This is a genomic window from Nocardioides litoris (assembly GCF_006346315.1).
In the GTDB taxonomy this organism is placed as follows: domain Bacteria; phylum Actinomycetota; class Actinomycetes; order Propionibacteriales; family Nocardioidaceae; genus Nocardioides; species Nocardioides litoris.
In genome coordinates, this window is the sequence record NZ_VDMR01000002.1 from 837,479 (window position 1) to 856,467 (window position 18,989).

Annotated in this window: 20 protein-coding genes; 13 read left to right on the top strand and 7 right to left on the bottom strand. The window is 76.4% G+C overall.

Going from position 1 to position 18,989, the window contains the following annotated elements; all coding sequences use genetic code 11:
• The first annotated feature begins 42 nt into the window (after positions 1-42).
• A complete protein-coding gene (locus FJQ57_RS12065; protein WP_246081761.1) occupies positions 43-2,184 on the top strand; it encodes a PQQ-dependent sugar dehydrogenase in 2,142 nt (713 codons plus the stop codon).
• 96 nt (positions 2,185-2,280) lie between these two features.
• Positions 2,281-3,078, top strand: coding sequence for a hypothetical protein (locus FJQ57_RS12070; protein ID WP_139980469.1), 798 nt, complete (start codon positions 2,281-2,283; stop codon positions 3,076-3,078).
• 24 nt (positions 3,079-3,102) lie between these two features.
• Here the strand turns inward: FJQ57_RS12070 and FJQ57_RS12075 are convergent, their stop codons facing one another.
• Both FJQ57_RS12075 and FJQ57_RS12080 read right to left on the bottom strand, forming a co-directional pair.
• The gene (locus FJQ57_RS12075) at positions 3,103-3,852 is read right to left on the bottom strand and encodes an SDR family NAD(P)-dependent oxidoreductase (protein WP_139980471.1); all 750 of its coding nucleotides are present in this window, start codon (positions 3,850-3,852) and stop codon (positions 3,103-3,105) included.
• An 83-nt stretch (positions 3,853-3,935) separates the two neighbouring features.
• The gene (locus FJQ57_RS12080; RefSeq protein ID WP_139980473.1) at positions 3,936-4,244 is read right to left on the bottom strand and encodes a PRC-barrel domain-containing protein; all 309 of its coding nucleotides are present in this window, start codon (positions 4,242-4,244) and stop codon (positions 3,936-3,938) included.
• Between the two features lie 196 nt (positions 4,245-4,440).
• Here FJQ57_RS12080 and FJQ57_RS12085 point away from each other — a divergent pair, with 196 nt between their 5' ends.
• The 5 genes from FJQ57_RS12085 (at position 4,441) to FJQ57_RS12105 (ending at position 8,035) form a co-directional block, all read left to right on the top strand.
• On the top strand, positions 4,441-5,142 hold the full coding sequence (locus FJQ57_RS12085) for a response regulator transcription factor (RefSeq protein ID WP_246081762.1): 702 nt from the start codon (positions 4,441-4,443) through the stop codon (positions 5,140-5,142).
• Positions 5,139-6,521 (top strand): sensor histidine kinase, encoded by a 1,383-nt coding sequence (locus tag FJQ57_RS12090; RefSeq protein WP_139980477.1) that lies wholly within the window; start codon positions 5,139-5,141, stop codon positions 6,519-6,521. The genes FJQ57_RS12085 and FJQ57_RS12090 overlap by 4 nt, the downstream gene beginning before the upstream one ends.
• Positions 6,518-7,201: a GerMN domain-containing protein gene (locus tag FJQ57_RS12095; protein WP_170219407.1), complete on the top strand. Its 684-nt coding sequence runs from the start codon at positions 6,518-6,520 to the stop codon at positions 7,199-7,201. Before FJQ57_RS12090 ends, FJQ57_RS12095 begins: the two co-directional genes overlap by 4 nt.
• A gap of 148 nt (positions 7,202-7,349) precedes the next feature.
• The gene (locus tag FJQ57_RS12100; RefSeq protein WP_139980481.1) at positions 7,350-7,631 is read left to right on the top strand and encodes a Fe-S cluster assembly protein HesB; all 282 of its coding nucleotides are present in this window, start codon (positions 7,350-7,352) and stop codon (positions 7,629-7,631) included.
• A 41-nt stretch (positions 7,632-7,672) separates the two neighbouring features.
• Positions 7,673-8,035, top strand: a complete 363-nt coding sequence (locus FJQ57_RS12105; protein WP_139980483.1) for a DUF1330 domain-containing protein — start codon at positions 7,673-7,675, stop codon at positions 8,033-8,035.
• A gap of 9 nt (positions 8,036-8,044) precedes the next feature.
• Here FJQ57_RS12105 and FJQ57_RS12110 read toward each other — a convergent pair whose 3' ends face one another.
• Entirely contained in the window at positions 8,045-9,256 is a 1,212-nt protein-coding gene (locus FJQ57_RS12110; RefSeq protein WP_139980485.1) for a PQQ-dependent sugar dehydrogenase, read from the bottom strand.
• Between the two features lie 74 nt (positions 9,257-9,330).
• Here FJQ57_RS12110 and FJQ57_RS12115 point away from each other — a divergent pair, with 74 nt between their 5' ends.
• Positions 9,331-9,696, top strand: a complete 366-nt coding sequence (locus FJQ57_RS12115) for a hypothetical protein (protein ID WP_139980487.1) — start codon at positions 9,331-9,333, stop codon at positions 9,694-9,696.
• On the opposite strand, the gene FJQ57_RS12120 is transcribed toward FJQ57_RS12115, so the two are convergent.
• Both FJQ57_RS12120 and FJQ57_RS12125 read right to left on the bottom strand, forming a co-directional pair.
• Entirely contained in the window at positions 9,683-11,044 is a 1,362-nt protein-coding gene (locus FJQ57_RS12120; protein ID WP_139980489.1) for a cytochrome P450, read from the bottom strand. The genes FJQ57_RS12115 and FJQ57_RS12120 overlap by 14 nt on opposite strands.
• Positions 11,045-11,070: 26 nt before the next feature.
• Complete coding sequence (locus tag FJQ57_RS12125; RefSeq protein WP_139980491.1) at positions 11,071-12,285, bottom strand: acetyl-CoA hydrolase/transferase family protein; 1,215 nt, start codon at positions 12,283-12,285, stop codon at positions 11,071-11,073.
• Positions 12,286-12,527: 242 nt separating this feature from the next.
• Here FJQ57_RS12125 and FJQ57_RS12130 point away from each other — a divergent pair, with 242 nt between their 5' ends.
• Genes FJQ57_RS12130 through FJQ57_RS12140 form a run of 3 tightly spaced genes read left to right on the top strand, consistent with a single transcriptional unit; the run spans position 12,528 to position 15,169 of the window.
• Positions 12,528-13,388: a DUF2262 domain-containing protein gene (locus FJQ57_RS12130; RefSeq protein ID WP_170219408.1), complete on the top strand. Its 861-nt coding sequence runs from the start codon at positions 12,528-12,530 to the stop codon at positions 13,386-13,388.
• Positions 13,389-13,400: 12 nt separating this feature from the next.
• Positions 13,401-14,276 (top strand): serine hydrolase domain-containing protein, encoded by an 876-nt coding sequence (locus FJQ57_RS12135; RefSeq protein WP_139980495.1) that lies wholly within the window; start codon positions 13,401-13,403, stop codon positions 14,274-14,276.
• Entirely contained in the window at positions 14,273-15,169 is an 897-nt protein-coding gene (locus tag FJQ57_RS12140; RefSeq protein ID WP_170219409.1) for an ATP-binding protein, read from the top strand. The genes FJQ57_RS12135 and FJQ57_RS12140 overlap by 4 nt, the downstream gene beginning before the upstream one ends.
• A 3-nt stretch (positions 15,170-15,172) precedes the next feature.
• On the opposite strand, the gene FJQ57_RS22515 is transcribed toward FJQ57_RS12140, so the two are convergent.
• Together FJQ57_RS22515 and FJQ57_RS12145 are read right to left on the bottom strand one after the other, a co-directional pair.
• A complete protein-coding gene (locus FJQ57_RS22515) occupies positions 15,173-15,349 on the bottom strand; it encodes a hypothetical protein (protein WP_170219410.1) in 177 nt (58 codons plus the stop codon).
• A 121-nt stretch (positions 15,350-15,470) separates the two neighbouring features.
• The gene (locus FJQ57_RS12145) at positions 15,471-15,929 is read right to left on the bottom strand and encodes a hypothetical protein (RefSeq protein WP_139980499.1); all 459 of its coding nucleotides are present in this window, start codon (positions 15,927-15,929) and stop codon (positions 15,471-15,473) included.
• A gap of 205 nt (positions 15,930-16,134) precedes the next feature.
• Here FJQ57_RS12145 and FJQ57_RS12150 point away from each other — a divergent pair, with 205 nt between their 5' ends.
• Together FJQ57_RS12150 and FJQ57_RS12155 are read left to right on the top strand one after the other, a co-directional pair.
• Positions 16,135-17,334 carry an ROK family protein gene (locus FJQ57_RS12150; RefSeq protein ID WP_139980501.1) on the top strand — a complete coding sequence of 400 codons (1,200 nt, stop codon included), beginning with the start codon at positions 16,135-16,137 and terminating at the stop codon, positions 17,332-17,334.
• Between the two features lie 228 nt (positions 17,335-17,562).
• A complete protein-coding gene (locus FJQ57_RS12155) occupies positions 17,563-18,816 on the top strand; it encodes an ROK family transcriptional regulator (RefSeq protein ID WP_139980503.1) in 1,254 nt (417 codons plus the stop codon).
• Positions 18,817-18,989 lie beyond the last annotated feature (173 nt).

The window sequence follows — 18,989 nt, forward strand, 5'->3', positions numbered from 1 at the left end:
GCAGGCGGCGCCCGCCTCGTCCACCACACAAGGAGCCATCACGTGCAACGACGCTTCTCGGGCGTCCTGGCCGCGATCGCGGCCAGCTCGGTCACCCTCTCCCTCGCCGCCGCCGGCGGGCTGTCCGCCCCGGCGGACGCCCACCCGGGCCACGAGGACACCCCCGCACCCGTCCCCGACGCGGCCTTCCAGAAGGTCACGCTCAACGACCGTCCCGGTGAGCCCATGGACCTCGCGGTGCTTCCGGACGGCGACGTCCTGCACACCACGCGCGAGGGGGTCATCTGGCACAACGACGCCGAGACCGGGGTCAACTCGATCGCCGGTCGCATCGACGTCTACCAGCACGACGAGGAAGGCCTGCAGAGCATCGCTCTCGCGCCCGACTTCGACGCGCAGAAGAACCCCTGGGTCTACCTCTACTACTCGCCGCCGCTCGACACGCCGGCCGACGACCCGACGACCACCTCGATCAACGAGGGCGACGCGCCGTTCGAGGGCACGCCGGCCGACTTCGCGCCGTACAAGGGCGTCATCCGGCTCTCGAAGTTCAAGTTCGTCGACGGCCAGGTCAAGCAGGGCACCGAGCGGCGCGTGCTCGACGTGCCCGTCGACCGCGGCATCTGCTGCCACGTCGGCGGCGACATCGTCTTCGACTCCCAGGGCAACCTGATCCTGGCGACCGGCGACGACTCCAACCCGTTCGAGTCCGACGGCTTCATCCCGATCGACGAGCGCGAGGGCCGCAACCCGGCCTTCGACGCCCAGCGCACCTCGGCCAACACCAACGACCTGCGCGGCAAGATCCTGCGCATCAAGCCGGGCAAGCGCGGCGGCTACACGATCCCGAAGGGCAACATGTTCCGCCCGGGCAAGGCGGGCACCCGGCCCGAGATCTACGCCATGGGCCTGCGCAACCCGTTCCGCATCGAGATCCACCCGCGCACCGACAAGCTGTGGGTCGCCGACTACTCGCCCGACGCCCGCACCCCCGACCCCGAGCGTGGTCCCGACGGCCAGGGCAAGTGGGTGCAGATCGAGGAGCCGGCCAACTACGGGTGGCCCTACTGCGCCACCGACCAGCTCCCGTACGTCGACTACGACTTCGCCACCGAGACCTCCGGCGAGCCGTTCGACTGCGCGGCGCCCCGCAACGACTCGCCCCACAACACCGGGCTGAAGAAGCTGCCGCCGACGGAGAAGCCGGAGATCTTCTACGGCTTCGACGAGTCCGCCGAGTTCCCCGAGCTCGGCACCGGCGGCATCTCGCCCATGGCCGGCCCGGCCTACCAGTACGACGTGCGCAAGACCCGCGGCAAGACCCCCGTCGCCTGGCCCGAGCAGTACGACGACACCCCGCTGCTCTACGAGTGGAGCCGTGACTGGATCAAGGGCGTCCACCTCGACGGCCAGGGCGGCGTCGGCGCCATCGAGGACGTCGTCCCGGGCATCGTCGTGGACAACCCGATGGACATGGAGTTCGGCCCCGACGGCGCGCTCTACGTCCTCGAGTACGGCGACGGCTACTTCGCCGAGAACCCCGACGCCCAGCTCTCCCGCATCGACCACGTCGGCGTGGGCGGCAACCGCAGCCCGCAGCCGAAGGTGACCGCGACCCCCTCGTCCGGCATGCCGCCGCTGCGCGTGAAGTTCTCCAGCGAGGGCACCGTCGACCCCGACGGCGACCAGCTGAAGTACCAGTGGGACTTCGACGGTGACGGTCGCTTCGACTCCACCGCCAAGAACCCCTCCTTCACCTACCGCGAGGAGGGGTCCTACCGGGCCACGCTCACCGTCACCGACGTCGGCGGCAAGCACCGTGGTCGGCACGCCTCGGCCGACGTCGACATCGTCGTGGGCAACCAGGCGCCGGTCCTGGAGTTCGTGACGCCGACCGCGGGCGACACCTTCGCCTTCGGTGACTCCGTCGCCTACGAGGTGACCGTGACCGACGACCAGCCGGTCGACTGCTCCAAGGTCACCGTGACCTACATCCTCGGTCACGACAGCCACGGCCACCCGCAGAGCACGGCCGCCGGCTGCACGGGCACGCTCACCACGACGGTCCCCGGCGGCCACGACCCGGCCACCGACGACCTGAGCGCCGTCTTCGTCGCGCAGTACGACGACGGCGAGCTCACCGGCAGCACCGAGGTCCGCCTGGAGCCGACCACGGCTCCCTGACCCGGGCGCACCACCTCGGGGGCCCGCGTCCCGTCCGCTCCGGACGGGCCGCGGGCCCCGCCGTCGTACGAGGCCCCGGGTGGGTACCGGCGGCGGGTGACGAACGACCGCGACCACGGCGAGGACCGGCACCGGCAGGACGACGGCGACCGGCGGGACGGGCCGGGGGCCCACGACCGGGCGCCCCGGACGCACGCGGTGCGCCCGCGCTGGGTGTGGGCCAGCCTGCTGGTGCTGCTGCTGGGCTCGATCATCGCAGCGCTCGGCCTGATGGGGCTCGAGGCGCTCGGGTCGACCTGGCCGGTCGTCGGGGCGGGCGCGGTCGTCCTCGCCGTGGGCGCCGTCGGCGCGTGGCGCAGCGGCTTCTTCTACGATGTCCCCGGCAGCGAGGACCCGGCCACGATCGTCGACGACGTGCGCACGGGCCGGGTGCTCCGCGGCCCCGACCCCGGCACCCGGCAGGCCGGCGGCCCCGAGGTCGCGGCCCACGCCCGCGCCGCCACCCGAGTGGCCCGCGAGGCGCGCACGCGCCCCTGGCCCCGCTGGTACGCCGAGCCGTCGGCCGCCCCGGGCTGGGTGGCGGTCGCCGGGGCCGCGCTGCTCCTGGCCGCCCAGGGTGCCGCACCCGACGCCCCGAGCGGCTACGAGCCCTCGCACCGGGCGGCGATCGTCGGTGTCGTCGCGGCGCTCGTGGGCCTGCGCCTCGCCCTCGCGCCGCGGTCGGTGGTGGCGTCGGTCGCCACGGTGGTCGCGGCCGCCGTCACCGTCGTGGTGCTGGTCTTCGACGGTGGTCCGCTCGTGGCCGTGGTGCTGCAGGGCGCGGCCGCGGTGCTGCTCCTGCTCGGCGGCGGGGTCGGGGTCGCCGCCCAGGTCGCCCGGGTGCGGCACCGCTGAGCGCCGCTCCCGTCGGGCGGGACCTCACCAGGGGACGACCTGGCGGTCCTCCCACAGCAGGCCGGTGCGGGCGCCGTCGGCCGGGCGGATGGCCAGCCAGACCGCCGTGTCGGCCCCCTGCTCGGCGGAGCGGGGCGCGTCCGGCCCGCCCATGTCGGTGCGGCAGTGGCCCGGACAGGTGGCGTCGACGAGGACACCGCGCCGACCGAGCCCCTGCTCGTGGGCCAGGTTGCGGACCAGGGCGTTGACCCCCGCCTTGGCGACCCGGTAGGGCGCCAGCCCGCCCGCGGTGCCCGGCCCCGACATCCGGCCCAGGCACGCGCTGAGGGCGACGACCCGGCCCGAGCGCCGCTCGACCATGCCCGGCACGAAGGCGGCCATGGTGCGCCAGGTGCCGTCGAGGTCGGTCGCCATGACCCGCCGCCACTCCTCCTCGCTGGTGCGCAGCGTCTTGGCGGTGCGCTCGCTCATGACCGCCGCCGAGCAGACGAGCACGTCGACGGCGGCCAGGGGGCCCAGCCGGTCGGGCAGCGCGGCCACGGCCTCGGCCGAGGCGACGTCGCAGTCGAACCCGACCGCGTCGACACCCTCCTCGACCAGGGCCGTGGCGGCCTCGCGCGCCCGGCCGGGCGAGCGCCCCACCAGGACGACCGTGGCGCCGAGCGTCCCGAGGCCGCGTGCGACCGCGAGCCCGATGCCGCGGCTGCCCCCGGTGACGAGCGCGACCCGACCGTCGAGCCGGGCGTCGAGCCGGGCGGCGGCGGGCGACGACATGGTGGGCTCCTCCCGAGGTGGTCGGCCCATCGTCGTACGACGACCGGTGCCGGCGGCAGCGCCGGAGGGGTGGAGCCGGTCGGTCAGCCCCGGACCTGCTGCCGGGGCAGGTCGAACCTCGGCCCCTCGTGGATCGTGCGGTGCGAGATCGAGACGTGCACCCGGTCGTCGACCCCGAGCACCGAGTCGGCCGGGACCAGCCGGTGGGTCCGGGCCAGGCCGCGCAGGCCGCCGGAGGCCACCACGAGCTGCAGCACCCGCCCGGTCCCGTCCTCGACCACGACCCGGTCGACCTCGCCCACGCGGTGGCCGTGGGGGTCGACGACCACCCGACCATGCAGCGGGGCAGGCGCCTCGCGCACCCGGCGCACGGCGTCTCGGGTCGGGTCCATGGGGCACCTCCGCGGCTCGGCTGCTGGGTCGGACGGCTGGGCGTCGACCCCGCCCGGGCCCACCGGGGACCGGGCGGGTCGACGTACGTCCAGCGTGCCCGGCGCAGATGACGACGGCCCGGACCGCCGTGCGGCAGTCGTGTGACAGCGCAGCGGGTCGACCGGGCCGCGACCGGGGCCCCACTAGGGTGCGGTGATGACCCGGTTGCTCGTGCTCGAGGACGACGTGGGCCTGCGGCGCTCGCTGCGCCTGGTGCTCGAGGACGCGGGGTACGACGTCGACGAGGCCTCGCGCGCCGAGGAGGCGCTCGAGGTGGTCGCGGCGCGCGCGCCCGACCTCATCCTGGTCGACCTGGTGCTGGGCGGGATGGACGGGTTCTCCTTCATCCAGCGGGTGCGCCCCACCACCGAGGCGCCGATCGTCGTCGTCTCGGCACGCGACGGGGTGCAGGACGTGGTGGCCGCGCTCGAGGCCGGCGCCGACGACTACGTCACCAAGCCGTTCGAGGTGCCCGAGCTCAAGGCGCGGCTCAAGGCGCTGCTGCGCCGGCCCGCCATGGCCGGCAGCGAGCGCTCGCCCGACGCCGACCTCGAGGTCGTCGACCCCGCCTCCGGCCTGGTGCTCGACCGGGGCGCGGCGCTGCTGACCCGAGCGGGTGCGGAGGTCCACCTGACGCACACCGAGTACCGGCTGCTGTGCGTGCTGCTCGACCACGCCGGGCGGGTGCTGAGCCGCGAGGCCCTGCTCGAGCACGTGTGGGACCACAGCGTCCACGGCGACGAGCGCCTGGTCGACGTGCACGTGCGCCGGCTCCGCAAGAAGATCGAGCCCGAGCCGTCCTCGCCCACGGTGCTGGTCACCGTCCGCGGCCTGGGCTACCGCCTCGACGTGCGATGAGCCGGCCGCGCCCGCGGCGCCGCGCCGGCCTCCGCGCGACCGTCACGCTCGCGTTCGCGGTCGGCGCCCTCCTGATCTCCGCGGTGCTGGCCCTGGGCACCTACCTGGCGGCCCGGCACCAGCTGGTCGACCAGCGCGAGCGCACCGCCACCCGGCAGGCGTACGCCGATGCCGCGCTCGTGCGCGACAGCCTGCTGACCTCGGGGGCCGAGGTGAGCGACGTGCTCGGCTCGATCTCGCCCCCGCCGGGCGCGGTCATCCTGCTGCGGCTCGACGGCCGTTGGTACTCCTCCAGCCTCGACGCCGCCGGGCCCGACCTCACCGACGAGGTCCGGCCGGTCGTCGCCGACGGCTCGGTGGCGCTGGCGTGGACCGACGAGACCGACCCGCCGTCGGTCGTGGTCGGGGTGCCGCTGCCCGCCGTGGGCGGCGAGTACTACGAGGTGGTCGAGGCCGAGGAGCTCGACCGCACGCTGTCGACGCTGGCCATCGCGCTGTGGACGAGCGCGGTCGTGACCACGGTCGCGGGGGCGCTGGTCGGCCGCGCCGCCGTGCGGCAGGTGCTGCGCCCGCTGCGCCGGGTCGCGGGGGCCGCCACCCGGGTCGCCGACGGCGACGTCACCACCCGGCTCGACGCCGGCGGCGACCCCGACCTCGAGCCGCTCGTCGTGGCCTTCAACGAGATGGTCGACGCCGTGCAGGAGCGCATCGAGCGGGACGCCCGGTTCGCCGCCGACGTCAGCCACGAGCTGCGGACGCCGGTGACGACCCTGACGACGAGTCTCAGCCTCTTGGAGGGGGCGAGCGACCTGTCCCCGCGCACGGCGAGCGCGGTCGCGCTGATGTCCGACGAGCTCGCGCGCTTCCGGCTGGCGCTGGAGGACCTGCTCGTCATCGGCCGCCTCGACGCCGGAGCGCGGGAGCGCGACCCGTCCCCCGTCGGGGTCGCGGACCTCGTGCACCAGTCGCTCGCCGCAGCGTCGGTGCCGGCCGAGGGACGGCTCGAGGGCGACGCCGCCGCCCTGGCCCGGACGGTGCGCGTCGACCGACCGCAGGTCGTGCGCGCGCTGGCCAACCTCGTGCGCAACGCGACCATCCACGCCGGCGGCCTGCGGCGCGTCCGGGTGGTCGGGCTGCCCGGGGTCGTCGAGCTGCACGTCGAGGACGACGGCCCCGGCGTACCCGCCGAGGAGCGGGAGCGGGTCTTCGAGCGGTTCGCCCGGGCCGGCGGCCAGAAGGTCGGCACCGGCAGCGGGCTCGGGCTGAGCATCGTGCGGCAGACCGTCGTCAACCACGGCGGCCAGGTGTGGTGCGAGGCGCGGGCCGGGGGCGGCGCGGACTTCGTGGTCCGGCTGCCGTCGGTGGGGGACCGGTCGTGAGGCGCGCGGCGGCCGGGGTGCTGGCCGGGGTGCTGGCCGGGGTGCTGGCCGGGGCGACGGCCTCGTGCGGGGTGCCGACCGACGACCCGGTGGTGCGGGTCGACGACGCCGACGTGCCCTACCGCCTGCTCGACCCGGTCGGCCCGTCGGCGCCGCCCTCGGCCGCGGAGTCCGTGCCCGGAGGGCCCGCTGTCTACTGGGAGGACGGCGCGCGGCTGGCCCCCTCGCCGGTCGACGCGAGGTGCGACGACCCACCGCTCGCGGCGGCCGAGGCCCTGGTGGCTGCCCTGGTCGCCGGGCCCACGGACGACGAGCGCGCCCGCGGCCGCTCCACCGCCCTGCCGCCGGAGTCATCGCTGCGCGTGACCGAGGTCGTCGACGGCACGGCCGTGCTCGCCCTCACGACGTCGGGGGCCATCAGCGCCGAGCGCCTGCCCCTGGCGGTGGGCCAGGTCGTGCTGACCGTCGTCTCCGGCCCGGGCGTCGACACGGTCGTGCTCACCGCGACCGACGCCACCGACGGCGTCGACCCGGGTGCCGACCCCGACGGGGAGGCCGAGCAGCAGCCCGTGCCGGTGCCCCTGCCCGGTGGGGCGCTCACCGAGGCGGCGGTGGGGGCAGAGGACTACCGGCAGCTCGTCGCGGGCGCCGACCGGGCGGGCCTGGGCGGCTGCCCCTGAGGCATGTTGCAGCCGGATGACGACCGACCGCCGGGTCTGCGCCGAAGCCGGCGGCACCCTTGTCCGCGGCGGCGGCCGCTGGCTGCATGGAGGGGTCGGCCGCCCCACCCGGCGGCCCGGACCCGACACCGATCACCAGGAGGACCCCATGGTCACCGTCACCGCGCCCGCCCTGTCCGTCATCCGCACCCTCACCAGCCACCCGCGGCTCGGGTCGGCGTCGGGCCTGCAGATCGCCGACCCGGTCGGTGACGGTCGGCTGACCGTCGCCGCGGTGGCCGAGCCGACCGGCGGCGCGCAGGAGGTCCTCCTCGACGGCGCCCGCGTCTACCTCGCACCCGGCGTCGAGGCGGAGCTCGACGGGCACGTCCTCGACGTCACGACGGACGACCGCGGCCGGCATCAGTTCCGGCTGGTCGACGCGGCCTGAGACGATCCTGGGCGTCCACTCCCGACCGCCCAGGAGGCCCTGTGGCCATCGACCCCACCGGCCCCGGCCTCAAGGCCTTCATCGAGGCCGACCCCGACGGCCCCGTCGTCATGCTCAACCTGCTGCGCTTCGCGCCCGGCGGCGAGGAGGCGTACGCCGAGTACGTCCGCCACTTCCGGGCGACCGCGACGGTGCACGGCGCCGAGCTCGTCTACCACGGACGCGGCGACACCGCCCTGGTCGCGGAGGAGGGCCAGGCGTGGGACGCCGTCCTGCTCGTGCGCTACCCGACGCGGCGGGCCTTCTCCGCCATGGTGCGTGACCCGGCCTACCAGGCCGGCACCCACCTGCGCAGCGGCGCCCTCGTCGAGGCCGTCCTGCAGCCCACGTCCGAGATCACCTGACGTCGGGGGTCAGCTGCCCCCGGCCGGCGTCAGGTGCAGCAGCCGCCCGGAGCCGGCGTCCTCCAGCAGCCAGACCGACCCGTCGGGGGCCTGCTCGACGGCCCGGATGCGCTGGCCCATGTCCCAGGCCTCGATGGCGCCGGCCGTGCGGCCGTCGAGGTCGACGCGGACCAGCGCCTCGCCGGACAGCGCGCCGAGGAACGCGTCGCCCTGCCAGTCGGGGAACGCCTCGCCGTCGTACACCATCAGGCTGCCGGGGGAGATGCTCGGGGTCCACCAGGCCAGGGGCGCCACGAACCCGTCGCCCTCCGCGTGGTCCGGGATCTCCCCGCCGCCGTAGTCGCTGCCGTTGGACGCCTCGGGCCAGCCGTAGTTGCCGCCCGGCTCGACCAGGTTGAGCTCGTCGCCGCCCTCGGGACCCATCTCGGAGGACCACAGCGTGCCGTCGGGGGAGAACTCGAGGCCGAGCGGGTTGCGGTGGCCCCAGCTCCAGATCTCGGCGGACGCGTCGCCCTGGCCGGCCAGCGGGTTGCCCGGTGCGGGCTCGCCGTCGAGGGTCAGCCGCACGATGCTGCCGAGGGTGTTGGTCGTGTCCTGGGCGGGGTCGCCCTGCTGGCGGTCGCCGGAGCTGACGTAGAGGTGCTGCCCGTCGGGGTCGAGGGCCAGCCGGTGCGAGAAGTGGCCGTCGCCGTCGACCTTCGGCGCCTGGCGCCACACCACCTCGAGGCCCTCGAGCCGCGGCTGCGCCCCGTCGGCGTCGACCAGGCGGGCCCGGCCCACCACCGCGCCCGACGTGCCGCTGTCGCCCGCCTCGACCCAGCTGAGGTAGAGCGCCCCGTCCTCGGCGTACGACGGCGCGGGGAGCACGTCGCCCAGGCCGCCCTGCCCGGCAGCGACGACCTCGGGCACCCCGGCGACCTCGACGCGCGCGCCGGTCTCCTGGTCGCGCAGGTGCAGGACGCCGCTGCGCTCGGTGACCAGCAGGTCGCCCGACCCGGGCAGGAAGGCCATGGCCCACGGCTCGCCGAAGGTGTCGACCGGCTCGACGTCGAACGGCCGTTCGTCCTCGGGGACGGCGGCCGCGGTCTGCGCGCCGGCGGCGGTGTTGCCGCCCTCGAGCGCGTCCTCGGTGTCGCCGTCGGAGGAGCACCCGGCGACGAGCGCGGCGCTCGCGGCCAGGCCGGCGAGCAGGAGCGGGCGGGACCGGCGGCGTCGGGTCATGCCTCGATCGTCTCCCCCGCGGCCAACCCCGCCGGGGTGGGGCGGCCGTGGGCGGGGGTGTCTTGACTGGCCGGGTGCGGGTCCACGGCTTCTTCCCGGGCCTCGCGGCCGCGACCGTCGACGACCGGCTGCAGGTCGCCGGGGCGGCGTTCGGCGAGGTGGTCGTGGCCGACCTGCCGGGCACCGTGCGGCTCGCGGTCGTCGTGGTGTGGTCGGGTGCCGACGAGGGGCCGGTCGAGCTCGAGGTCGGCGTGCGCCGGCCCGACGGGTCGAGCGCCGTGGCGCACCGGCTGACGGTGCTCCCGCCGGGCCGCTACGCGCACGAGGACGTGCTGGTCGACCTGTTCGAGGAGGGCGGGCACGAGCTGCTCCTCGCCGGGCCGGACGGCCGCGAGCTCGCGGCGTACCCGTTCGGGGTGCGGCTGGTCAGGCCCGGGTGACGACCAGCGGCATGCCGCCCTCGGGCTGGACCGCCGCGAGCGTCTCGGGGGCCGGGCGCACGTAGCCCGGCGGCAACGACACGCGGAACTCGCCCAGCAGGCGGGCCAGCACCACCACCATCTCGGCGAGCGCGAGCTCACGACCGATGCACAGCCGCGGCCCCGCCCCGAACGGCAGGTACGCCGGCCGCTGGGTCGCCCCGTCGGCGAACCGCCCGGGGTCGAACGCCTCGGGGTCGGGCCAGTCCTCGGCCCGGCGCTGGACCAGCCAGGGGCTGATGATGGCCAACGTGCCGGCGGGCACGTCGCGCCCGGCGAGGTGGTCGTCCTCGCGGGCGCGGCGGGAGACCACCCAGGCCGGCGGGAAGAGCCGCAGCGCCTCGTCGACCACCGCGCGGGTGAACGGCAGTGCCTCGCGGTGGCGCAGGAAGGAGACCTCGCCGGCGGCGGCGACCTCGGCCCGCAGCCGGTCCTGCGCCGCGGGGTGCTCGGCCAGCAGCATCAGCGTCCACGACAGCGCCGAGGCGACGGTCTCGTGGCCGGCGATGACCATCGTGACCAGCTCGTCGCCCACCTGCTCGTCGGTGAGGTCGCTGTCGAGCAGCAGGCCCAGCAGGTCGTCGCCGTACGACGCCGCGCCGGGGCCCACGGCGTCGCGGCGCTGCGCGACGAGACCGGCCGTGGCCCGGGCCAGGCGTCGCCGGGCGGCCAGCAGGCGCAGGTTGGTCGGCGTGGGGGCCCAGGCGAGGGTGGAGACCAGCGAGCGGCCCTGCCGCACCACGAGCTCGGCCGCCGATCCCGTCGTCCGCAGCAGCTCGGCGGCCTGGCCGGTGAGGTCGACGGAGAACAGGGTGCGTCCGACGACGTCGAGCCCGACGTGGTGGCACAGCTCGGCGAGGTCGGCGACGTCGCCCGAGGCGAAGGCCGGCGTGCGCAGCCGGGCCGCGACGGCGTCGTCGACCGCCTCGCCCACCAGCCCCCCGAGGGCCTCGATGCGCTCGTGGTGGAAGGCCGGGGCGGCCACGCGCCGGTGGGCGAGCCAGGTCGGTCCGTCGGCCGCGAGCAGGCCCGGCCCGGTGACCCGCGCGAACGCGGCGTACTGCACGGTCTGCTTGGACCAGCTGCGGCCACCGGTGCGCAGCACCCGCTGCACGTCGGCCGGGTCGTTGACCAGCAGCACCGGCGGGCCCGGGATCGGGAACGCGACGGTGTCGCCGTGCTCGGCGGCCATCCGGCCGAGGAAGGCCAGCGGCTCCCGGCTGATGAACCGCATCGACCGCAGCATGTCCCGCGGGGTCGGGCCGGGCAGCCCGATCTCGGTCGGGCGGGTCCGGCTCACCTCGGTCACCACCGCACGCTAGCGGGGCCGCAGGCCTACGCCCGGAGCAGCCCGAGCTCGACCGCCTCCTCGCGCAGCTCCTCGCGCACGGCCGGGTGGGCGGCGTGGTCGACGAGGTGCCGGGCCTGGGTGGCCTGGTCGTGCCCGAACATCGCGGCCAGGCCCTGCTCGGTGACGACGGCGCTCGGCTGGAACGACGTCACCGGCTCGTCGACCAGCGGCACGATCGTCGAGACGTCGGCCTTGGGGTGCCAGGACCGCAGCGCCATGAACGCCTGGCCGCCGTGGCTGTGCAGGGCGCCGACGATGAAGTCGGTCTGGCCGCCGAACCCGGAGTGGATGCGGGCGCCGATGCGCGAGGCGTTGGCCTGGCCGAACAGGTCGACCTGGAGCGCGGTGTTGACGCTCGTCATCGCCGGGTTGGCCGCGATCAGCGCCGGGTCGTTGGCCGTCTCGGTGCGGACCATGTGGATGCGCTCGTTGCCGTCGACCCAGTCGAGCAGCTCCTGGGACCCGAACAGGAACGACGCGGTCAGCGGCACCGCGCGGTCGAGCGCGCCCGCCTTCTCCAGGGCCAGCACGGAGTCGGAGAACATCTCGGTCCACACCCGCAGCCCGCGCCGGTCGCGCAGGCCGGCGAGCGTCGCGTCGGGCACGGCGCCGATGCCGGCCTGCAGGGTCGCACCGTCGGGCACCCGCTCGGCGACGAGCTCGCCGATCCGGACCGCGTCGGCGTCGAGCGGCACCCCGGTGGCCGCGGCGAGCGGCTCGTCCGCCTCGACGAGGACGTCGACCATGTCGAGGTCGAGCTCGGCGTCGCCGTACGTCCAGGGCAGGCGGTCGTTGACCTGCGCGACGACCACCCCGCCGCGCCGGCGGGCGGCCTCGACGGCCGCGGGGAGCACGTTGACCTCGATGCCGAGGGAGAGCTTGCCGGCGCGGGGCCGGGTGGTGTGCAGCACGACCACGTCGGGCGCCTGGGGCCCGCCGAGGAGCAGGGGCACGAGCGAGAGGCGCGAGGGCACGTAGTGCAGGCGCGGGCTCCGGCGCTGACCCGGCCCGACGAACGACGTCTCGAGCACGACGCCGTCACGGTCGGGGAGGCCGCGCTGGCCGTTGAGCGCCCACAGGCGGTAGGAGTCGAGCGCGGCGTCCACGAGGCCGAGGGTGTGCCACGGGGTCGCGTGGTTGCCGCTGACGACCACGCGCGGGTCGTCCGGCACGCGGGCCAGGGCGGTCCGGAGGTCCATGCGTCCATGCAACCAGCCGCGGGCGACCTGGAGGGGTGACGAGCGCTCCCGCTCGGCCCGGCGCTTGCTGCGGTCGGGCGACCGTGGCACGGGGCGTCATGCGGAGGAGGCAGCCCCGCCCCTCCACGCCCACCGCGCCCCTGCCGCCCCGCCGCCCCCGCCGACCCGGAGCCGAGCCGCGTGGTCGCCGATCGCCAGCGGGTAGGTGTCGCCGGCCCACGCCTCCGTGCCACGATCACGCGGTGGACGAGGCGGAGCAGCGGGAGGCGTTCGACGGTCGCCACGTCGCCGAGCCCGCCGAGCTCACGGTGCTGACGGGCGACTGGACCGGCGGTGGGCACAGCGTGCGTGACGACGCGCTCTGGACCCGCACCGTCACCCTCGTCGCCCACGTCGACGAGCACGGCGCCCTGGTCGACGGCGGCCGCCTCACGTGGCTCGTCCCGCTCGACCAGCGGGGCGCGGGACCGCACGCCCTCGAGCCGCACACCCAGTACGTCGTCCGCGGGCGTCGTTCCACGTCGGTGCCGGCCAGCCTGGCCCTCGACGAGGTGGTCGGCACGACGCAGGTGCCCGCGCTCGACGAGCGGCTCGCGCGCTGGACCACCCCGACCGTGCTCGCCTCGGGCCTGGCCGGGGTCGGCGACCTCACGCTGACCCGCAGCCACGGCTGGTTCGGCGGCACCCTCGCCTGGGGCGAGCTCGAGGTGGGGCTGTCCCTCGACGCCGACCCCGGTCGCCCGGAGGGCGCCGAGACGTGCGACGCCGCGCTGGCCCGCCTGGGGGACGTCGTGGCCGACCTGGCGACCCTCGACGCCCGGTGGCGGACCGGCGCCGCGACCCACCTGCTCGAGCTCGCCCGGCACTGGCAGGACGAGGCCGACGGGGCCGACGGGGCCGACGAGGCCGACGAGCACGGGCGTGGTGCGACGCCGCTGACCGCCGACGCGCTCGCCGACCGCATCCGGCTGGCGTCGCTGTCGATCGGGGCCGACGGGTCGGTCACGCCCGACTACGACGACGGCGACGTCTTCTGGGGCCACGCGATCCTCCTCCAGCTCGACCCCGACCTGGTCGTGGTCGACGCCGAGATCGCCGGCTGAGCGGCCCGGGTCGTGGGCAGGGCGCAGCAGGTCGTCGACCTGGCCGTCGACCTCGCGCGGAGCCGCGGGTTCGGGCTGCAGGTCGTCCATGCGCGGGTGGGCGACGACGAGGCCCAGCACGCCGTCGAGGCCGACGTGGCCCGTGACGTGCACTCGGTCGCCAAGGGCCTGTGCGTGCTCGCGGTCGGGGTCGCCTGCGACGAGGGTCGCTACGACGTCGACGTACCCGTCCTGACCTACCTGCCCGACGTCGTCCCCGGCCCCGGGGTCGAGGCGGTGACGACCCGTCACCTGCTCGGGATGACCAGCGGCATCGACCTCCCCTGGTCGCCGACCCTGTTCGCCGACTGGCCCGACGTCGCCCACGAGATGCTCTCCCGGCCCGCGCCGGCGCGGGCCTTCCAGTACTCCACGGCCAGCACCTACACCGCGGTGCGCGCCCTCGCGGCCGTCGTCGGCGACGTCGCCGCGTGGGTGCAGGACCGGCTCCTCGACCCGCTCGGCATCGACCCGCCGGCGTGGGAGCGCTGCCCGCAGGGGTACGTCGTCGGCGCAGGTGGCCTGCCCCTGCGGTGCGCCGAGACCGCCCGCCTGGGCCGGCTCGTCCGCGACGACGGGCTCTGGGACGGGCGGCGGCTCGTCGCGGCCCGCTGGCCGCGCGCGATGCACTCGGGCTGGTGGGAGCGGCCCGACGCCGCCCCGGGCTACCGGCGCTACGCCCTGGCCGGCTGGGACGGCCCCGGCCCGGCCTGGCGGCTGCACGGCGCCCACGGCCAGCTCGTGCTGTTCCTCGGCGACACCGTGGTCACGGTGGCGGCCGACGACCACGCCGGCGCCGACGGCTGGGCGGCCGAGCTCGTCGCGCGGCTGGGGGCCAGGGCCCGGTGACCTCCGCCCAGGGCGCCGCCGTCGACGTCGCCGACACCGTCGTACGACGCCGGCTCGAGGAGCTCGCCCGCACGCCCGGTGTCGTGCGCGCGTGCGTTGCGCTGGTGGAGGGCGGCGGACGTCGGCTGCGGTTCACCGCCTCCGACCGCGACGGCCCGGTCGTCGACTGGTGCCACATCGACGCCTACGACGACGTCCCGCTCAACGAGGTGGTCCGGCGCGGCCGGGTCGTCACCGGCGGGTGGGACGAGCTGGCGGCGCGGTTCCCGTCCTTCGTCGAGCGGCAGTCGGGCGGGTCGGCCGCCGGCCTGGCCGCGGCGCCGCTCGTCGTCCACGGCCAGGTCCTCGGCGGCGTCCTGGTGTACGTCGACGCGTCGGTCGACCCGGCCGACCTGGTCCCCGGGACCGACGGGCTGGCCCAGGAGCTGCGCGTCGCCCGGGCCCGCGCGGCCCGGCCCGACGGGGCCCTGGCCGCGGTCCCGGTGCCCGAGGGCGCCCTGGCGGTCGACATCGACGTGCCGGGTGAGCCCCGGGCCGTCGGCGGGGCGCGGCGCACCGTGCGCGGGCGGCTCGAGGAGTGGGGCGTCGACGACGACACCGTCGACACCGCGGTGCTGTGCCTGTCCGAGCTGGTCACCAACGCCGTGGTCCACACCGGTGCGCCGGCCGAGGTCCGGGCCGTCCTCGAGGACGACGTGCTCACGGTCCTGGTCCGCGACCGCGGCAACCACCGCGGCACCCGTCCGCTCGACGCGGGCGGTCTGCACGACGACCCGCTGCGGGTGCACGGCCGCGGGCTGCAGCTGGTCGCTGCGCTGGCGGCGCGGTGGGGCTCCGACCTCGACGCGGCGGGCGCGACGGTCTGGTTCGTGCTCGACGGCGTCCGCGGCTGACGCTCAGGGCGTGGCTGGCGGACCGCCCGGTTCGAGCTGGCCGTCGTGGCCGACGTGCTCGGCGAGCTCGGCGTGCGCGCCGTGCGGGGTGGGGAAGGCGCCGGTCCCGCGCCAGCCGCACGCGCACGTGGCGGCGTACAGCTCGTCGGAGCGGACCACGGTGGGTCGGTGCGGCTTCATGACGAACACCAAGCCCCGAGAGGTCGGAGGACCGGGCCGAGGCCCGGCCACGGAGGTGCGGGGCCCACCCTCCGCGCTGCCCGGGGGTCGAGCGTCACCCCCACGGGTGACCGGGGCGTGGTCAGCCGGGCGGGGCGCTCGTGTCGCAGGTCGCGCCGATGAAGTCCGAGAGCGCCGCGGCGTCGGCCTCGGCGGGACCCGCCAGGTCGTCGACGGCCACGACCTCGTCGAGACCGGCGGTGTCGGGCAGCGCGGCGAGCGAGTCGGCCACCGTGGTGGCGCCGCGGCGAGCCTCCGCCGGCAGCTCGGCCGACCGCGCCAGGTCGCCGACCTCGCGGGCGGCGGCGCGCAACGACGCCACGGCGTCGGGACCCGGTGCGGACAGGACCGTCGACCGGGCCGACGCGAGGCGCCCGAACCCGGCGCAGAAGTCGGCGTGCGTGACCTCCTCGGCCGCGGTGGGCGCGGTGGGGGCGGTGGGCGCGGGTGGGTCGTCCTGGCCGCCGGCCACGAGCACGCCGACGACGACGGCCGCGCAGGCCGCGGGGGCGAGCAGCGCCCGTGTCCTTCGCCTCGTCACGCCCCGGAGGGTAGCCCGCGGCTTCGGCAGCCCCGCCTCGTCGGGGACGAGGCGGGGCGCCGGGCCAGGAGCGCCGGTGTGCCGGGGGACGTGGGACGACGGCGCTCGTGGCGGACGGGGCAGGGACCCCGCTGGGTCGATGGTAGGGGCCGTTCTTCCGGCGGCGCGCGTTTTTGGAACAAGGCGGGTGTGAGACGTTGGGCCCGTGGAGGACGGACTCGCCGCCGCGCTGCTGCGCCGGCTGCGCGACCACGGGCCGCAGACCAAGGCCGCCCTCGCCGACCACGTCGGCCAGCCCCGGACGACCGTCTCGGCCGTGGTGCGCCGGCTGTACGCCGACGGCGTGCTCGAGGACGGCCCGCCCGCCCCCAGCTCGGGCGGCCGGCGGTCGGTGACGGTCCGGATCGCCGCCCGCCGCGTCTTCGTCGCCGTCTCCCTCGGCGAGCGCCGCGCCCGGGTCGCCACCGTCAGCGGGCAGCTCGGCCTCACCGGCGGCGTGAGCATCGACCTGGCGCCGTACGGCGTCGAGGTGGCGGACGCCGCCGCCGCGATCGCCACGGCCGTCGACGAGCTGCTGGCCGACGCCCGCCCCGAGGCCACCGTCGTCGCCGCGGCCGACCCGGGCGGGCCGCTGGCCGTGTCCGTGCTGGCGCAGGTGTGCCGCGGCCGCGACGACGTCCCGCTCTCGGTGCTGCCCTCGGCGCGGGCGATGGCCCTGGGCGAGCGGCACGCCGGCCTCTTCCGCGGGTACGACGACCTGGTGGCGCTCCGGCTGGGGCAGGGGGTCACCGCGGCGACGTTCGTCGACGGCCGGCTCCTCGGGGGGGCCGACGGGCGGGCGGGCGAGGTCGGCCACGTGCAGGTCGAGGAGTTCGGGCCGGTGTGCACCTGCGGGCGGACCGGGTGCCTCGACGCCTTCGCCGGGGCCTCGGCCATCGCCGACCAGGCGACCGCGCTGGCCCGCCGCGGCCGGTCGGAGACCCTCGCCACGATGCTCGCCGGTCTCGACGCCGACCGGCTCGCGCCGGCCGACGTCGTGGCCGCCGTGGAGGCGGGCGACCCGGTCGCGGTCCAGCTGGCGCGCGACGTGGGGCAGCGGGTCGGCCAGGCCCTCGCCGGCCTGGTCGCGGCGACCGGCGCGCGGGGCGTCGTGCTCGGCGGCCCGACGGCCGCCCTGGGCACGCACCTGCTCAACGCAGTCCGCACGGCTGTCTACCGCAGCGCGCCGCCCGCCGTCGCGGCCGACCTGGAGGTCGTGCTGAGCGACATCGGCGAGCGGGCCGTGCTCGTCGGGGCCGGCCTGTCCGCGGTCGAGCAGTGGGTGGGGTCGCAAGCCAATTCCGACGAGACCAGCCAGAAGTTGGACAATGTTCGCCCGAAGCCCGCAACTGAGAGGTTTGCCTAGACCCCTCCGGGTTGCATACCTCTCGGTCCACCTCTTAGTTTGGGCGCCGTCCCAACAAACTCGTGACTGCGGTCACACGGGGCCCGGGTCCAGCCAGAGGCCCGTCCCGGCCCCTCCGACCCGGCACCCGGACGCGCCCTCGGGCGGCGCTCCCGTGTGCCCCGCCACCGACGGCGCGCGACCCGCGCTGCGTCGTACCACCGTGCCCGGACGCCGAGAGGAGTGCCGATGTCCACCTTCCAGACCACGACCGACCACAGCCTGGAGAACCTCGACCTGCGTCGGGCCAACCTCGGCCTCGCCCTCCGGTCCCTGCGCGACCACGGCCCCCGCTCGCGTGCCTCCCTCGCCGCCGACCTCGGGATGACCCGCTCGACGGTGTCCACCCTGGTCGCCGAGCTGACCGAGCGCGGGCTGGTCACCGCGGGCCAGCAGGTGCAGCGCAGCGTCGGCCGGCCCGGCACTGCCATCGAGCTCGACGGCCGCTGGGTCTGCGGCATCGGTGCCGAGATCAACGTCAACCACGTCGCGACGCTGGCCCACGACCTGAGCGGCGACCTCGTCGACGAGCGCAAGCTCGCGCTCGACGCCCGCTCCCTCGACAGTGCCGACGTGCTCGCCCACCTCATCGACCTCGTCCGCGAGACCGAGGCGGTGCTCGCCGCCCGCGGCGCCGCTGCCTTCGGCCTCACCGTCGGGGTCGCGGGCCTGCACGACAGCACCACCGGCGTCCTGACCCACGGCCCCAACCTGGGCTGGTACGACGTCCCGGTCGCCGCCGTGCTGCGCGCCGGGCTCACGCCCGCCTACCCCGTCGTGGTCGACAACGAGGCCAACCTCGCGGCCGCGGCCGAGGCCACGCCCGGTGACCCCTCGCGCCAGGACATCCTGGTCCTGTACGGCGAGATCGGCGTCGGCGGCGGCATCGTGGCCGACGGCCGGCTGCTGCGGGGCAGCCACGGGTACGCCGGCGAGTTCGGCCACATGATCGTCGAGCCGCGCGGGCGTCGCTGCGGCTGCGGCCGCCAGGGCTGCTGGGAGACCGTCAGCGGTCTCCGGGCGCTCCTCGAGCGGGCCGCCGACCCCACCGACCCGATCCGCAACCCCCGCCTCGGCATCGACGAGCGCCTCGCCGAGATCAACCGGCGCGCCGACCTCGGCGACGCCCGCACCCTCGAGGCCCTCGACGGCGTCGGCGAGTGGGTCGGCATCGGCGCGGCCATCCTCTGCAACACCCTCAACCCCGCGGTCCTCGTGCTCGGTGGCTACTACGCCGCCGTCGGGCACCACATGCGGCCCGCGATCGAGCGCGAGCTCGGCGTCGGCGTCCTCGCGCCCGGCGCCGGCGGCACCCGCGTCGAGCTGTCCACCCTCGGGTTCCGCGCCGCGGTCTGCGGAGGCGCCACTGCCTCCCTGGCCCAGGTCTTCGTCGACCCCACCCGCGTCCCCCGCCGGCCCGCCCTGTCAGGAGAGTCCGCATGACCACGACCGCCGAGCAGCCCGACCCGACCCTCGCGCCCACCGACCCCGATGCCTTGTTGCAGATGACGGGGATCGTGAAGGAGTTCTCGGGGGTGCGTGCGTTGGGTGGGGTGGACCTGGATGTGCGTCGGGGTGAGGTGCACTGCTTGTTGGGTCAGAACGGTGCGGGGAAG

Coding starts and splice junctions, on each gene's coding strand:
- FJQ57_RS12075 (WP_139980471.1), bottom strand. CDS start 3,852: ATGTCGTCGCCCGCCGCCGCCCGGCTCGACGCCCGGCTCGACGGTCGG.
- FJQ57_RS22515 (WP_170219410.1), bottom strand. CDS start 15,349: ATGAAGCCGCACCGACCCACCGTGGTCCGCTCCGACGAGCTGTACGCC.
- FJQ57_RS12155 (WP_139980503.1), top strand. CDS start 17,563: ATGTCCACCTTCCAGACCACGACCGACCACAGCCTGGAGAACCTCGAC.
- FJQ57_RS12090 (WP_139980477.1), top strand. CDS start 5,139: ATGAGCCGGCCGCGCCCGCGGCGCCGCGCCGGCCTCCGCGCGACCGTC.
- FJQ57_RS12085 (WP_246081762.1), top strand. CDS start 4,441: ATGACCCGGTTGCTCGTGCTCGAGGACGACGTGGGCCTGCGGCGCTCG.
- FJQ57_RS12125 (WP_139980491.1), bottom strand. CDS start 12,285: ATGGACCTCCGGACCGCCCTGGCCCGCGTGCCGGACGACCCGCGCGTG.
- FJQ57_RS12080 (WP_139980473.1), bottom strand. CDS start 4,244: ATGGACCCGACCCGAGACGCCGTGCGCCGGGTGCGCGAGGCGCCTGCC.
- FJQ57_RS12110 (WP_139980485.1), bottom strand. CDS start 9,256: ATGACCCGACGCCGCCGGTCCCGCCCGCTCCTGCTCGCCGGCCTGGCC.
- FJQ57_RS12100 (WP_139980481.1), top strand. CDS start 7,350: ATGGTCACCGTCACCGCGCCCGCCCTGTCCGTCATCCGCACCCTCACC.